This window comes from Pseudomonas sp. LBUM1673 (assembly GCF_059695645.1).
Genome location: NZ_CP166780.1, coordinates 6,731,044 through 6,745,844 on the forward strand (window position 1 = coordinate 6,731,044; position 14,801 = coordinate 6,745,844).

General features: G+C 58.4%; 13 protein-coding genes. 7 read left to right on the forward strand and 6 right to left on the reverse strand.

Annotated elements, in window-relative coordinates; all coding sequences use genetic code 11:
* Window position 1: 1 nt before the first annotated feature.
* From ACA044_RS30780 to ACA044_RS30805, 6 genes are read left to right on the forward strand one after another with little or no spacing between them, the layout of a single operon-like run.
* Complete coding sequence (locus ACA044_RS30780; RefSeq protein WP_497444584.1) at window positions 2-1,444, forward strand: mannose-1-phosphate guanylyltransferase/mannose-6-phosphate isomerase; 1,443 nt, start codon at window positions 2-4, stop codon at window positions 1,442-1,444.
* Entirely contained in the window at window positions 1,445-2,242 is a 798-nt protein-coding gene (locus tag ACA044_RS30785) for an ABC transporter permease (RefSeq protein WP_497444585.1), read from the forward strand.
* Window positions 2,242-3,495, forward strand: a complete 1,254-nt coding sequence (locus tag ACA044_RS30790; RefSeq protein WP_497444586.1) for an ABC transporter ATP-binding protein — start codon at window positions 2,242-2,244, stop codon at window positions 3,493-3,495. The genes ACA044_RS30785 and ACA044_RS30790 overlap by 1 nt, the downstream gene beginning before the upstream one ends.
* Entirely contained in the window at window positions 3,492-4,856 is a 1,365-nt protein-coding gene (locus tag ACA044_RS30795; protein ID WP_497444587.1) for a glycosyltransferase family 4 protein, read from the forward strand. Before ACA044_RS30790 ends, ACA044_RS30795 begins: the two co-directional genes overlap by 4 nt.
* Window positions 4,840-5,970, forward strand: coding sequence for a glycosyltransferase family 4 protein (locus ACA044_RS30800; RefSeq protein WP_497444588.1), 1,131 nt, complete (start codon window positions 4,840-4,842; stop codon window positions 5,968-5,970). Before ACA044_RS30795 ends, ACA044_RS30800 begins: the two co-directional genes overlap by 17 nt.
* A complete protein-coding gene (locus ACA044_RS30805; RefSeq protein ID WP_497444589.1) occupies window positions 5,971-7,113 on the forward strand; it encodes a glycosyltransferase family 4 protein in 1,143 nt (380 codons plus the stop codon).
* Between the two features lie 82 nt (window positions 7,114-7,195).
* Here ACA044_RS30805 and ACA044_RS30810 read toward each other — a convergent pair whose 3' ends face one another.
* The 5 genes from ACA044_RS30810 to ACA044_RS30830 form a co-directional block, all read right to left on the reverse strand.
* A complete protein-coding gene (locus ACA044_RS30810; protein WP_497444590.1) occupies window positions 7,196-8,185 on the reverse strand; it encodes an aspartate-semialdehyde dehydrogenase in 990 nt (329 codons plus the stop codon).
* Between the two features lie 53 nt (window positions 8,186-8,238).
* Entirely contained in the window at window positions 8,239-9,168 is a 930-nt protein-coding gene (gene rarD, locus ACA044_RS30815; protein WP_497444591.1) for an EamA family transporter RarD, read from the reverse strand.
* Window positions 9,165-9,911, reverse strand: a complete 747-nt coding sequence (locus ACA044_RS30820) for an iron-containing redox enzyme family protein (protein ID WP_497444592.1) — start codon at window positions 9,909-9,911, stop codon at window positions 9,165-9,167. The genes rarD and ACA044_RS30820 overlap by 4 nt, the downstream gene beginning before the upstream one ends.
* 93 nt (window positions 9,912-10,004) lie before the next feature.
* Window positions 10,005-10,799, reverse strand: coding sequence for a HalD/BesD family halogenase (locus ACA044_RS30825; protein ID WP_497444593.1), 795 nt, complete (start codon window positions 10,797-10,799; stop codon window positions 10,005-10,007).
* A 73-nt stretch (window positions 10,800-10,872) separates the two neighbouring features.
* Window positions 10,873-12,099, reverse strand: coding sequence for a cation:proton antiporter domain-containing protein (locus ACA044_RS30830; protein ID WP_497444594.1), 1,227 nt, complete (start codon window positions 12,097-12,099; stop codon window positions 10,873-10,875).
* Between the two features lie 416 nt (window positions 12,100-12,515).
* Between ACA044_RS30830 and ftrA the strand changes: the two genes are divergently transcribed.
* On the forward strand, window positions 12,516-13,511 hold the full coding sequence (gene ftrA, locus ACA044_RS30835) for a transcriptional regulator FtrA (protein ID WP_497444595.1): 996 nt from the start codon (window positions 12,516-12,518) through the stop codon (window positions 13,509-13,511).
* Between the two features lie 616 nt (window positions 13,512-14,127).
* Here ftrA and ACA044_RS30840 read toward each other — a convergent pair.
* Complete coding sequence (locus ACA044_RS30840) at window positions 14,128-14,793, reverse strand: GntR family transcriptional regulator (RefSeq protein WP_497444596.1); 666 nt, start codon at window positions 14,791-14,793, stop codon at window positions 14,128-14,130.
* Window positions 14,794-14,801 lie beyond the last annotated feature (8 nt).

The following is a 14,801-nucleotide window of genomic DNA, read 5'->3' on the forward strand; positions in this document are numbered from 1 at the left end:
CGTGCTGATTCCTGTGATTCTCTCAGGTGGGGCCGGGACCCGTTTGTGGCCGGTGTCCCGCGAAGGCCATCCCAAGCCGTTCATGACCCTGCCCGACGGTCAGTCGCTGCTGGGTAAAACCTATCGGCGTGCGGCGGGTTTGCTCGATGGTTGGGGCGATATCGTCACGGTGACCAACCGCGACTATTACTTCCAGAGCAAGGATCACTATCAGGACGCGCGCCTGGAGCGCCATCGCGGGCATTTTCTGCTCGAGCCGACAGGCCGCAATACGGCCCCGGCCATCGCGGCGGCTGCCCTTTCGCTACAAGCCCTGCACGGCGACCAAGCGATCATGGTGGTGATGCCTGCCGACCATTTGATCCTCAACGAAGACGCCTTGAAAATCGAAGTCGAGCACGCTGTGACTCTGGCCAAGGCCGGTCATCTGGTGACGTTCGGCGTCGTGCCGACAGCCCCGGAAACCGGCTTCGGCTACATCGAAACCGGTGCCCCGCTGGACGATAAAGGCGCCGCCAAGGTGCAGCGCTTCGTCGAAAAGCCTGACTTGCAGACCGCCACGCATTATCTGGAGAGCGGTAATTTCCTGTGGAATTCGGGGATGTTCTGTTTCTCGATCGCCACCCTGCTGGCCGAGTTGCACCTTCACGCCCCTGCACTACTTGAACAGGCTCGGGCCTGCATGGCGGCCAGTGCGCCGGTGGAAACCGGCGGTTGCCTGCAACAGGAGTTGTCGCCGACGCATTTCGCCGAAATCACCGATATCTCCATCGACTATGCCTTGATGGAGCGCTCCGACAAAGTGGTCGTGGTGCCGGTCGGTTTCGACTGGAGCGACATCGGGTCCTGGGGCGCCGTGGCAGCATTGGTGCCCGCCGATGCACAGAACAATCGCGCCAGCGGCGACGCGATCTTCATCGACAGCCATGACAACTTCATCCAGAGCGAAGACCGGTTGGTCGCCGCAGTGGGTGTGGATAACCTGATCATCATCGACACCGCCGACGCGGTGCTGGTGGCCCACGCCGACCGCGCCCAGGATGTGCGTCGCGTAGCCCGGCAGCTCAAGGACGAAAGACACGAAGCCTATCGCCTGCACCGCACGGTCAGCCGTCCCTGGGGCACCTACACCGTGCTCGAGGAAGGCCCGCGCTTCAAGATCAAGCGCATCGTGGTCAAACCCGGCGCCAAGTTGTCGTTGCAAATGCACCACCACCGCAACGAACACTGGGTAGTGGTCGAAGGCATGGCCAAGGTCACCAACAACGGTGCCGGTTCGCACCTGGTGGCCAAGAACGAGTCGACGTTCATTGCCGCCGGGCACAAGCATCGCCTGGAAAACCCCGGCGTGATCGACCTGGTGATCATCGAAGTGCAAAGCGGCGAATACCTGGGGGAGGACGATATCGTTCGCTTCGAAGACCAATACGGCAGGACGGTTTGAATGCTGCTTTCCCTGTATCGCTCGCTGCGGGGCTATCGAGGTTTCATCCTCGGTAGCGTCAAGCGAGAGTTTCAAGCGCGTTATCGCAATTCGCTGTTCGGTGCCCTCTGGACCGTGCTCAACCCGCTGTCGATGATCGTCGTCTACACGGTGATTTTTTCCCACGTCATGCGTGCACGCTTACCGGGTGTGGATGACGGCATGGCTTACAGCATCTACCTCTGCGCCGGGTTGCTGACCTGGGGCCTGTTCTCGGAAATCACCCTGCGCAGCCAGAACATGTTTCTGGAAAACGCCAACCTGCTGAAGAAAATCAGCTTCCCGCGGATCTGCCTGCCGGTGATCGTGCTGTTCAATGCCGGCATCAACTTCGCAATCATCATCGGACTGTTCCTGGGCTTTCTGCTGATCACCGGACGCCTGCCGGGCATCGCCCTGTTGGCGTTGCTGCCGTTGATGGCGTTGCAAGTCATGTTCTGCGCCGGGCTGGGGATGATCCTCGGCGTGCTGAACGTGTTCTTTCGTGATGTCGGGCAATTCTTCGGCATCTGCCTGCAATTCTGGTTCTGGCTCACACCGATCGTGTACCCGTTGAGCATCCTGCCCGAGTGGGTGCAACGACTGTTGCAACTCAACCCCATGACCAACCTGATCGGCAGCTACCAGAACCTGTTCCTCTACGGCCAATGGCCGGTCTGGAGTTCCCTGCTGCCGATCTTCGTGATCGGTGTGTTGTTCTGCGTGATCGGGCTGCGGCTGTTTCGTCAGCGGGTCGGCGAAATGGTGGATGAACTCTGATGGGGCACATACGCGTGACCGGCCTGGGCAAGGCCTACAAGCAATACCCCACGCGCTGGAGCCGACTGGCCGAGTGGCTGATCCCGTTTTCGCCGATCCGTCATCGCCAGCACTGGGTGCTGCAAGATGTGGCGTTCGAGATCGCTCCCGGTGAAGCGGTGGGCATCGTCGGGGTCAATGGCGCCGGAAAAAGTACCTTGTTGAAGATGATCACCGGCACCACCCAACCCACTTGCGGGCAGATCCAGCTTGAAGGCCGCGTCGCCGCCCTGCTGGAACTGGGCATGGGCTTTCACCCGGATTTCACCGGCCGCCAGAACGCAGTCATGGCCGGGCAATTGCTGGGCATGCAGGTCGAAGAAATCGAAACCCTGATGCCGGAAATAGAACACTTCGCGGAAATCGGCGAAGCCATCGATCATCCGGTGCGCACCTACTCCAGCGGCATGCAGATGCGCCTGGCGTTCAGCGTGGCCACCGCCCGGCGCCCGGACATCCTGATCGTCGACGAAGCGCTGTCGGTGGGCGACGCCTACTTCCAGCACAAGAGCTTCGACCGCATCCGCAGCTTCCGCAAGGCTGGCACCACATTGCTGATCGTGTCCCACGACCGCTCGGCGATTCAGTCGATCTGCGACTCGGCGATCCTCCTGGAAAACGGCCGCATGGCCATGCATGGCAAGCCCGAAGCCGTCATGGACTACTACAACGCCCTGCTCGCCGAACGCGAAGGCCAGACGGTGCGTCAGGAAATGCTCGCAGGCGGCCAGGTGCAAACCGTTTCCGGCACCGGTGAAGCCGGGATCCTCAGCGTGCGCATGCTGGATGAGCGCGAACGCGCCATCGATGCCGCCGAGGTTGGCCAGCCGGTGGTGCTTGAGGTGCAAGTCGAAGTCCGACAAGACATCGAACGCCTGGTGCTGGGTTTCATGATCAAGGATCGCCTGGGCCAAGCCATGTACGGTATCAACACCCATCGTCAGGACCTCGCCCTCACCGACCTGCAGGCCGGCGAGCGGGTGACCTACCGCTTTGCCTTCGTCATGGGCCTGGGCAAGGGCAACTATTCCGTGGCCCTGAGCCTGTCGCGACTGGACTCGCACCTGGACCGCAATTTCGAGTGGCGCGACTACGGTCTGGTGTTCCACGTGATCAACAACCGACACGAAGACTTCGTCGGCTGCTCGTGGCTGGGGGCGAAAACCACCATCACCCGCACAGCCGAATCGATTGCCTCGGAGAACACGCCATGACCCGTCTTCTGGTGGAATGCACGTACGTGTTCCAGCACCCCAAGGTCAATTCGGGCATTCAGCGGGTAGTGCGCAACGTCATCAATCAGTTGCCCGAACGCGTCGACGGCGTTGAGTGCATCCCGGTGGTGATGCTCAAAGGCAAGCTCTACCGGGTTCTGAAGCTCAGCCCTTCGGGCATACCGTTTTTAGATGGGTTGATGGAATTTGGTGGGCGTCTGGAGCGTTTGGCCCATCGTTTCTGGCAACTGCACCAGCGCCTCGACAAACGCTGCACATCGCGATGGACCCGGCATGCGCTGTACGTGGCCTACCGCTTTATGGCGCTGGCGGGTTTCAGCGTACCGCTGCGCCTGATCGACCGGATCAACCAATATCATCTGCCCAAACGATGCTCGCCGTTGCAGCATCAACCGGGCGATCAATTAGTGCTGCTGGATTCGTCCTGGCACGCCGATTTCTTCCCGTTGGCCGAACAACTCAAACGCGAAGGCGTGGGCATTGTCTCGGTGATTTACGACCTGATTCCCCTGACCCACCCGCAGTTCTACGACACGCGACTGGTGCAGATTTTCAACGAGTGGTTCGACTGGATCGCCAAAACCGCCGACGGCTATGTGGCGATTTCCGCCACGGTGCGCGATCAGGTGCGCGAGGAGTTGAGTCGTCGAGTCGGTCCTGCCAAGGCCGACACATTATGGTTCGACTACTTCCACCTGGGCTCCGAGCTGGACCTGTGCGAAGAAACCGCCACCGTCGAAGCACGCCTGACACGGCTGTTCGATACCCCGGAACCGGTGTTCCTGATGGTCAGCACCATCGAGCCGCGCAAGAACCACGACTATTTGCTGGACGCCTTCGAACTCGCCTGGGCCGCAGGCTCCAAAGCCCGGTTGTGCATTGCCGGGCGCATTGGCTGGAAGTGCGATGCCCTGCTCGCCCGGGTGCGCAATCACCCGGAACTGAACAAACGCCTTTTCATGTTTAACGACTTGAGCGACACCAGTCTCGAACACGCCTATTCCCACGCTAGCGCGCTGGTGTTTGCGTCTTACGTCGAAGGCTTCGGTCTGCCACTGGTGGAAGCCATGCAGCGCGGCTTGCCGGCCATGGGCAGCGACATCCCGATCTTCCGTGAAATAGGCGGCGAATTCATGGCGTACTTCGATCTGGCCGAACCACAAAGCCTGGCCGATCTTGTTGCTCGATTGGAGAGCAGCGGTCAATTCCCGGCCGCCCGCAACGTGGCAGACTGGCGCTGGATCGGCTGGCGTGAAGCCAGTGCGCAACTGGCCGAACGAGCCCTGCGCAACCTGGAAACACCCGTGGTGCAAGAGAGGCAACATGCGAATTGCCCTTAACGCCCGAATCCTCCAGGCCCCACGCACCGGCATCGGCCATTACGTCGCCGAGCTGGTGAACGCCTTGGCCAGTGAACCGGATGTCGAGTTGTCGCTGTTCCATGGCTGGGGCTGGAGTTCTTCACTGCCCAATGCGGCCATGCCGGGTTACTCGCGACTGACACCATTGCTGCGGCAAATACCCGGGGCGTACCAGGCGCGACGCTGGCTGGCGCAAAAACGCTTCGATCAAGGCCGCTCCCGGGCGATCGATCTTTATCACGAACCCAGTCTGTGGCCGCTGTCGTTCGACGGCCCGACGGTCATCACCCTGCATGACCTGACGCACCTGCACTATCCCGAGACGCAACCACCGGCACGCTTGCGAGAAATCGAGCGGCGACTGGCCGACGGCGTGCAGCAGGCGCGGCTGATTCTCACCGACTCGCAGTACATCGCCGACGAGGCCCAAGCCTATTTCGCACTGCCGGCCGAGCGTTTTGTGGTTGCACCGCTCGGTGTGGCCTCGCGTTTCCACCCACGCGAACCCGAGGCCATCGATGCGGTGCTCAAGGCTCATGGGGTCGAGGCACGGGAATACTTCCTCTGCGTCGGCACTCTGGAGCCACGCAAAAATCTGACCCTGGCCCTACGCGCCCACGCCCAACTACCGGAAGCGTTACGTCAGCGCTTTCCACTGCTGATCGTCGGCATGGCCGGCTGGCAGCGCGAGCAATTCAGCACTGAGCTGCACCAGGCATTGGCCAATGGTCACGTGTGCTTGCTCGGTTATCTGCCCGACGAGCAGGTCGCACAGCTGTTGGCCGGCGCTCGGGCGCTGATTTTTCCGTCGCTCTATGAAGGCTTCGGCCTACCGGTGCTGGAGTCCATGGCCAGCGGCACGCCGGTCATCCTGACTCGACGCTCGGCCATGCCCGAGGTTGCAGGCAGTGCGGGCAACTATATCGAACCTGACGATCCAGACGGCTTGCGCGATGCCATGCGCCGCCTGATCGACGATCAAACACATTGGCAGGCATGCTCGGACGCCGGATTGCAGCAGGCAAGGCTTTTTTCCTGGGAGCGTTGCGCGAAGGTCACGGCCCGCGCCTACCGCCAGGCTATGGGAGGTTGAATGCGAGTTCTTCATTTTTTCAAGACGTACCTGCCTGACTCGGTCGGCGGGATCGAACAAGTGATCTTCCAGTTGTGCGAAAGCGGCGCCCAGCATGGCATTGAAAGCCAGGTGTTGACCCTCAGTACCGATCCGACACCGCCGGTGGTGCAGCTCGGGCAGCATGAAGTCCATCGGGCCAAACTCGACATTCAGTACGCTTCCACAGGCTTTTCTTACAGCGTCTTCAAACAATTTCGCGAAATGGCGGCTGAGGCGGACGTGGTCAATTACCACTTCCCTTGGCCATTCATGGACCTGGTGCATTTCCTCAGCCGCGTGAACAAACCCAGTGTGGTGACCTACCACTCGGACATCATTCGCCAGAAGCACCTGCTCAAACTTTACCGGCCACTGATGAACCGCTTCCTCGCCAGCGCTGACCGGATCGTCGCCGCCTCCCCCAACTACCTGCACACCAGTGATGTGTTGCAGCAGTTTCAGGACAAGACCCGAGTCATTCCCTATGGCCTGAACAAGGCCGGTTATCCACAGGCCGATAAGGAACGCATGGACCATTGGCGGCAAACGCTTGGGGATAAGTTTTTCCTGTTTGTTGGCGTGATGCGCTATTACAAAGGCCTGCACATTCTGCTCGATGCCTTGAAAGACGTGGATTACCCGGTGGTGATCGTCGGCGCCGGACCGCTGGAAGCCAAACTTCACGCCCAGGCCGCTGCGTTGGGTCTACGCAACATTCACTTCCTCGGGCGTCTGGGGGACGAAGACAAAGTCGCACTGCTGCAACTGAGCTACGCCATCGTGTTTCCATCGCACCTGCGCTCCGAAGCGTTCGGCATCTCGTTGCTGGAAGGCGCGATGTACGGTAAACCAATGATCTCCAGCGAAATCGGCACCGGCACCAGCTACATCAACATTCACAACGAAACCGGGCTGGTGGTGCCGCCAAGTCATCCACAAGCGTTCCGTGAAGCCATGCGCACCCTGTGGGAAAACCCGACGCTGGCGGCGCAAATGGGTGTCAAGGCTGAAGCTCGTTATCGGCAGTTGTTCACGGCTGACGAAATGGGTCGCAAGTGGACGGAGTTGTATCAGGAGTTGTTGGAGGAAAAAGCGCTGCCTTATGGGCTGACGCAGCGCTGATCCATGAGTTATCCAGCACCAGCGGCTTCTTCCCTGCACCTTTGGCGCAGTGTCAGCCGCTGTAGCAACTGCGGGATCGCCCTCAGTCCTTGATCAATTGCATGATTTCGAACGCGTTCAACGCCGCGCCGCGCAACAACTGGTCGCCGCTGATGAACAGGTCCAGGCCGTGCTCTTTGTAGATCAGGTTGTAGCGTATCCGTCCGACTTCCACCGCGTGTTTGTAGGTCGAGGTCATGGGCATCGGGTAACGGCCCTGTTCGGGCACATCGACCACTTCGACCCCCGGTGCGGCACTGAGCAGTTCGCGAACGTGGGCCAGAGACCGGATCGGTTTCTTGAAGTGCAGGCTCAGGCTCTCGGCGTGGGAACGCAAGGTCGGCACTCGTACGGCCGTGGTGCTGATGGCCAGGTCCGGTTCACCGAGTACCTTGCGCAACTCCCAGACCACTTTCATTTCTTCGCGGGTGTAGCCGTTGTCTTCGAAAGAGTCGACCTGGGGAATCACATTGAAGGCCAGGTTATGGGCAAAATGTTCGGCGCCGTTGTGATCACCATAATCGGTAAAGGCCTTGGCCCGTTCCCGCAGCTCTTCCATGGCCGGTTGACCGGCGCCGCTGGCGGCCTGGTAAGTGGAGATGATGGCGCTGTCGAGCTGGTATTCGTTGTGCAGCGGACCCAGCACCATCAAGGCGATGGCTGACGAGCAATTGGGGTTGGCGATCAGTTTTTCGCCGGCATAGCGTTGACCATTGATCGGCGGTACCAACAGCGGCACGTTGTCGGCATAACGGAACGCCGAGGAGTTATCGATCACGTAGGAAGACTGGGCCAGGCGCTCGCCGTACTCCAGGGCAAACGTCCCCGAAACGCACAGGAATACGATATCGCAGGTGGCACAGCCCTCGACCGAGAACGGTTCGATCACGTATTCGGTGTTGCCGGCCTTCAGGCGCTTCCCGGCGGACCGGGACGAGGCCATGCATACCACCTCGTACGCGGTATTTTCAAGCAGTTGGAGCATGGTCATGCCCACTGCACCGGTACATCCGACCACAGCAACTTTTTTCATTTCAATCTCCTTGTTCGCCAGCCGCGCCGCCGGTGGGCGGCGCGCTGGTGGGGTCATGCGGTACGCAGTTGAACGGACAATTTGGCAGCGGCCGCCGCACGTTGCACCCGAATGGAATTCCAGGTGAACAAGGTCAGCGCCAGCCAGATAAACGAGAAGGCCGCCAGTTTCAATGACGAGACTGGCTCACCGTACACGAATGCCGCCAACACAAAGTTGCAAATCGGTGGAACAAACTGCAGAAAGCCCAAGGTAATCATCGACAGTTGCTTGGCAGCCAGGCTGTACCACCACAATGGCAGAACAGTAATCAGGCCCGTGGCGACCAACAGCAAATCGTGGCTGGTCGACAGCAGGAACTGATGACCTTGCCCCGCCGCATGGGCCAGCAGTAGAAACACCGCCGCAAACGGCAATAGCACCATGATTTCCAAGGTCTGAATCACCACTGGATCGCCAGGCACCTTCTTCTTGAATATCCCGTAGAAGGAATAGCAGAAACCGATCACCAGCGCGATCCAGGGGAACGAGCGCAGGTTCAACAGTTCGAAGGCCATCAGGGTAACGCCGGTGACCGCCAGGAAGATTGCCCAGGTCTGCAAGGTACTCAACCGCTCCTTGAAGATCACCCGAGACACCACCATGCTCATGATCGGGCTCAGGAAGTAGCCGAAAGCGACTTCCAGCACGCGGCCCGTCATGATTCCGTAGATGTACATCAGCCACCACAGTCCCAGTACCGCCGCCACGACCAGCACGTTGGTCGGGCGAACGGTCTTGAGGGTCGAACGCAGTACCGGCAGGCGCCCCGTCAGCAGCAACAGGCCCACCAGGAACAGTTCAGCGAACACCACCCGCCACGACAGGAGGTGGTAGGCGTCCAGCCCGGCCAGCGGTTTGTACCACAGCGGGTAGGACCCCCAAAGCAATGTGGCGCCGAGGCCGAAGGCCACGCCATTGCCCGATTCGTTTTTCACAGTCATTGGCGTGCCTCGGAGTTGAGTTTACGTTCGATACCGTCCCAGAACACTTCCATCAGGTGCAGGTACTGTTCAATGCCTTCAGCGAACAGACGACGCTGTTCTGCGCTTTGCAGGTGTTTTTCCATGACGTTGAACACGGCGTTGGAATGACCCACCTCCACTTCCATGTGCAGGGTCCAGAAGAACCGACCACGCTCATCCACGCCTTCCTGGATCAGGCCATCGTTGTATTTGGAAACCATCGACGCCGACATGGCTTCATCGGCAAACAGCCCACCGAGGGCCTTCTGCAGCGGTGGCGTGCTGTACAGCGCGCAAATACCATCGTTCAGCGCCTGGGTGCTGGGCAGGCATTTGTACGCTTCGATCTGCGCTTCATCGATGCCCTTGTCGTGCAGGAATTTGCGATACAGGTCCGAGTGCGAACGGGTTTCGCCCAACTCGTCACGGGCGTTGAATGCAATGGTGCGCAACACCGCTTCGTCACGGGTAATCGTGGAAATACCGCAGACGTAGAACGGCAGGAATTTGAAGTAGTGCAGGGTTTCCAGGTACAGCACCTTGCTCTGCTCAGGGGTCAGGCCCTTTTGCGCATAAGCATTGAGGAACGGGTGCTCGGTCGCGCGATGCTTGAGGATGTAGTCAATCTGCTCATCCATGAACAGCTTGAGTTCGAGATCGACACCGGTATCACGGACAACATAGGCGGATTCGGACTGGAACGTTTCTTGACTGATGGACATGGCACTTCTCCTTGTATATACGAATGGCAACGGCATTTCAGTTGCAAGCCGCGCGGGCGGGTCGGTGCCCACCCGGCGGTATCGGCCGGGTGATCAGGCTTCTTCGGGGGTGCGGGCCTCGGTGCCCCAGATCACATCGATGCTCTCGTGAGCGACATCGGTACGACGGTCGTGAGCACTGGCCCAGCAGGTGTTGAGAATGATTCGGGTGGTTTCCTGCTGGATCGGCACCACGTGATGCAAGGTGGTGTCGGACTTGAGGAAGTACACGTCACCCTTGAGGTGGTGATATGACTTGATGTCGTTGTTGAGGATGTATTGCCAGATCTGCGGGTTTTGTTTGTCCCATTCACTGTGGGGCACGCACTGCAACACACCACCGATCGCCGGGTCTTCGGGCGCCTCGATGATCCAGATCATGGTGTAAGGGTAGTCGCCCCAGTGCCAGCCATGGGTGTCGCCTGGATGGCTCAGCTTGGTGACCAGGTACTGTTCCTGCTCCCAGCAGGACGCAAGGTCGTCACCGGCAATGTTGCCAAGGAAACGACGCAGAGCCTGAGACTCATAGAGCGCAGGGATCAACGTACCGCCTTCGGCGATTTCCGGTTGGTTGACGTTGTACATCTTGCGGTAGGTATTACCGGTAGACGGTACGGTCACATCACGACGGACCGAGTATTCATCGAGCAGTGCGTGCACTTCTTCATGGACACTTTCCAATACTTTGCGCGGCAGGAAGGTGAAATCCTTGAAATTGAAATAACCGTCGCGACGAAACTCATTGCGAATTTTCTTCATCCGGTTTTCATCGGACAGTATCGCCTGAAAGTGTCGCTCAAGTTGTTGTTCAAGTACGTCCACAACCAGGCTTGGCTTTTTATTTTCCATGCTAACTCCCTTTCCTTTTCTTATTGATTGGTATGAAAAATCCATCACGAATAGAAAACTTTCTGCTGTGCGTTCAAGACCGGCGAAGCACCCAGAAAGAAGGCCAGCGTCGGTGTTTCAAACTTAATAACGGTCCCGTCATCAATGTAGTGACAATGGTCATCACCACCAGCGCAGTAAACAGTTCATTGCCGATGATGCCCAGGTCCAGGCCGATCTTGAGCACCACCAGTTCCATGAGACCCCGGGTGTTCATCAAGGCGCCAATGGTCAGGGCCGTCGACCATGGATAGGCCATCAGACGAGCGCCGAGCGCGCTGCCGGCCACCTTCCCGACAATGGCCACCAGCAGAATCACCGCCAGTACGGGCAAGCCCAGGCTGGAAAATGCCGAGGCGCTGGTACTCAGGCCGGTCAGGGCGAAGAAACACGGCATGAGGACAATCAGCGAAACGTGTTCCAACCGTTCGATGATCATCTCCAGCAATTGCTGCTCCCGAGGCAAGCAAAGCCCGAACAGAAACGCCCCGAACACCGCATGAACACCCAATGCATGGGTCAGGCTGCCGTAGATCAGCACCCCTGCCATCAACAGTATCAGGACCTTGGGCTGGGCCAGACGACCTTCCCCCGCCAGCCAGACCTTGAGCAGCGGTTTGAGCACCAGAAAAGACGCCGTGACCAGCAACAATAAGCCGCCGATACGCCCGGCAAGAACCAGCCAACTGCTGTCATGGCCGTTGACCATCGCCACCACCGCAATCAGTAGCCAGGCGACGACATCGGTCATGGCCGCCGCTACCAGGGCGATCGAACCGATTTCACTGCCGAGCATGGCGCGCTCCTTGAGAATCCGCGCCAGCACCGGAAAGGCCGTGACCGAAAACACCGTACCGATAAACAGAACGAAGCCGAGCCGGGATACACCAGGCATCGCAAAGCGCTCGTACAACCAGGGGCCAATCGCTGTGCCCAGTGCAAATGGCACGGCAATGCTGAAACCGCCGATCACCAGGGCCTTGATCCCACTCTTGCTGTCCTTCGCGGGAAAGCGGAATTCAGCACCAATCACAAACATGAACAGCAGCAGTCCCAGTTCACTCAGCACTTTCAATTGGCGGGTGGCGTCGGCATCGAACAACTGTTGATGAAAGCCTGGGAACATTTGCCCCAGAATGACCGGCCCCAGCACGAAACCGGCGATCATTTCTCCGACAACCTGGGGTTGCCCAAGGCGAGCCAGCGCAGCGCCCAATAACTTGGCGGTCAACATGACAAACAATATTTGAACAAACAACATAGTCCCTCCTTCACAACGTCCCAGTTAATCCAGATACAACTATCGGTGTTTAATAAGCACCCACACAACCAACTGTCGAACCTCTGTCATATGCCCTCAGAGTTATTCGTCAGTCCATACCCGAAAGTCAGCAATTATTTTAAAAAGCAGGAAAGTAAAGATCAGGAAAGCTTGACCAAATCATTCATATAGGGCGACACGACTCGCACACTTGCTTATAGGGCAAGTTAACCTATTCGTCGTTTGGACAAGTGGGCAATCGTATGTCGGCGTCATGGTGGCTGCCGACAGCGCGACTGTCGCTTGGGTAAAGCTCAGTCGTCTGTTCTTGTCTTGATTGCCTGGCAATGATTGTAGGGGGGTCAAGGGGTGGGCTACAGTGCAGCACACGACAATAAACGGTAAATTTACGCCAAATGCTTGATCACCCCGGAGCTGTCGCCATCCTGGCGTACCAAGGTCTTTGCGTATTCGAATTTGGCATCGCGCTGGAGATCTTCGGCCTTCCGCGCCCCGAACTTGATGTCCCTTGGTATAAATGCCAGATCGTAGCCGTTGAACCCGGCCCCATGTACGCGCTGGGCGGCCTTCAAATCAGCGTAGATGCCGGACTGGAGCTGCTCGACAGCGCCCAGACCATCATCATTCCAGGCTGGCGCAGCCGCCACGAGCCACCGCCGGAAGCCTTGCTGCAGGCGTTGCGCAACGCCCATGCACGGGGCGCTCGATTGCTGTCGATCTGTTCGGGGGTATTTGTCCTCGCCGCCACCGGGTTGCTCGATGGAAAAACGGTGACGACTCACTGGCAGTTTTCCGATGAGTTGGCCAAACGCTTCCCCCTGATCAAGGTCGACCCGAATGTGTTGTACGTCGATTCGGGGCAACTGATTACCTCGGCCGGCAGTGCCGCAGGCATTGACGCTTGTCTGCACTTGATCGCCCGTGATTTCGGCACCCATATTGCCAACTCGGTGGCCCGTCGTCTGGTGATGGCACCCCAGCGCGCGGGAGGCCAGTCACAATTCATCTTGACCCCCGTGAGCAAATCGCCGCGCAATGAACTGACCCGTGTCCTTCAATGGGCCCGTGAACATCTGGATGAGCCGTTGAGCGTTTGTGAGATGGCCAGTCAGGTGGCAATGAGCGAACGTACCTTCCTGCGGCGCTTCGTCGAAACCACTGGGCTGTCACCCAAGGCCTGGTTGCAGCAGGAACGTCTGAGCCGCGCACGAGATTTACTGGAGAGTACCGATCAGAGCACCGCGAGCATCGCGCAAGTCTGCGGCTATCGCTCGGTGGAAAGTTTTCGCGTGGCGTTTCGCAACACCGTCGGCCTGCCGCCCTCCGCCTACCGTGAACGGTTTGGCAATGGCATGACCTGTGAACAGGCCGCGTGGCTGGCAAGCTGCTGACAGAGCTAAAGCAGGTCGCCAAGGTGACGATGTCACCACCGCCCCACACATGGACGTTGTTGCGGCAAGCCATGGCGGGATCGTGGTTCCCGCCCGGCTAGTCCATTATTTTTTAGGCCACAGGTGATCCCAAGGAATAAAACTGTCGCAGCGGCTGCCCAGAATCTGGGCCTCCGAGCGGACGCGACGGGAATCTAAAAACTGTCGCAACCCTTAAAAACCGGAAATTGTCAGAATGGCGAAGTAATAAAAACTGTCGCAACCGTTCAACAGATCGATCATCCATACACATAAAGCATCGCAGTGCTGGAACCGCTTCGGAACTGCCTCTCATTATAGGCACTTTAGATCTATGGCGGACGTTGGTAAAAATCACTAAAGCACTCCGCTTTTACCGATCATTGCCGGCTTGACGCTGAGCATATGATTTCTGGCCCACATCGCCGGCAACCAAAATCGCTACCTTCGAGGCCGTATTGGCGAGGGTACTGAAAAAAGGGACATATTTCTTTTCTATCCCAACGTCCGTTATGAGTCGAAAGCCCCCATTTTCGTAACTAGTCGGACGTCCGAGAGTGATGTGATGCTGGCTTACCTGCACCGCATATCAAGGCGACTATCGGTTCATGCTGCGCTCATAGGCTGCCAAGACAGTTCGCTCCGATTGGACCAGGTAGGCATCTAGCATAATAGTCGCCTCGTCTGCGCGGCCTTCCTCAAGGCATCGAAGTATCGAAGCGTTCATATCGAGAAACGGCAAATGTAAGAATTTTGGATCGTTGAGCAGTCCAAAGGCCAGCCGCAATTCAGCCGAGATCTGCCCATAAAAAACGAGCAGGCGCGGACTGTCGGCCAGTTCAACGATTGATTTGTGGAACATCATGTTGGCAGTGCCGACCGCTACCCAGTCTTTCGCTTCGCGCGCGCGTACGCCTAATTCGACCGCCTCATGCATGTGCAGGGTGCCTGGGTGTTGGGGGTAGCCTTGGGCGATCGCCTTGCATTCGATGAAACGGCGCACCCTGTAGATGTCGATAATCGACGCCATGTCAGGCTCCGCAACCGTTACTCCGCGGTTGGGTTCGTGTTTGAGCAACCCTTCACGCGTCAGGACTCTGAATGCCTCTCTCAAGGTGTTCCGCGAGATGTCCAGGTTTTCGGCCAGTGCGGCTTCTGAAAGGCGTTGGCCGGGCACGAGTTCACCCTCGACCAACATTCTGCGTATTTCTTGGGTGATGGATTCTCCCAGTGTTCGAGGAAGAGCGGGAGAGGCGTCGTTCATAAAAAATC

Bases quoted from the DNA above. Each gene is read 5' to 3' on its own strand.
- ACA044_RS30785 (WP_497444585.1), top strand. From the start codon at position 1,445: ATGCTGCTTTCCCTGTATCGCTCGCTGCGGGGCTATCGAGGTTTCATC.
- ACA044_RS30790 (WP_497444586.1), top strand. From the start codon at position 2,242: ATGGGGCACATACGCGTGACCGGCCTGGGCAAGGCCTACAAGCAATAC.
- ACA044_RS30795 (WP_497444587.1), top strand. From the start codon at position 3,492: ATGACCCGTCTTCTGGTGGAATGCACGTACGTGTTCCAGCACCCCAAG.
- ACA044_RS30800 (WP_497444588.1), top strand. From the start codon at position 4,840: ATGCGAATTGCCCTTAACGCCCGAATCCTCCAGGCCCCACGCACCGGC.
- ACA044_RS30805 (WP_497444589.1), top strand. From the start codon at position 5,971: ATGCGAGTTCTTCATTTTTTCAAGACGTACCTGCCTGACTCGGTCGGC.
- ACA044_RS30810 (WP_497444590.1), bottom strand. From the start codon at position 8,185: ATGAAAAAAGTTGCTGTGGTCGGATGTACCGGTGCAGTGGGCATGACC.
- rarD (WP_497444591.1), bottom strand. From the start codon at position 9,168: ATGACTGTGAAAAACGAATCGGGCAATGGCGTGGCCTTCGGCCTCGGC.
- ACA044_RS30820 (WP_497444592.1), bottom strand. From the start codon at position 9,911: ATGTCCATCAGTCAAGAAACGTTCCAGTCCGAATCCGCCTATGTTGTC.
- ACA044_RS30825 (WP_497444593.1), bottom strand. From the start codon at position 10,799: ATGGAAAATAAAAAGCCAAGCCTGGTTGTGGACGTACTTGAACAACAA.
- ACA044_RS30830 (WP_497444594.1), bottom strand. From the start codon at position 12,099: ATGTTGTTTGTTCAAATATTGTTTGTCATGTTGACCGCCAAGTTATTG.
- ftrA (WP_497444595.1), top strand. From the start codon at position 12,516: ATGCTTGATCACCCCGGAGCTGTCGCCATCCTGGCGTACCAAGGTCTT.
- ACA044_RS30840 (WP_497444596.1), bottom strand. From the start codon at position 14,793: ATGAACGACGCCTCTCCCGCTCTTCCTCGAACACTGGGAGAATCCATC.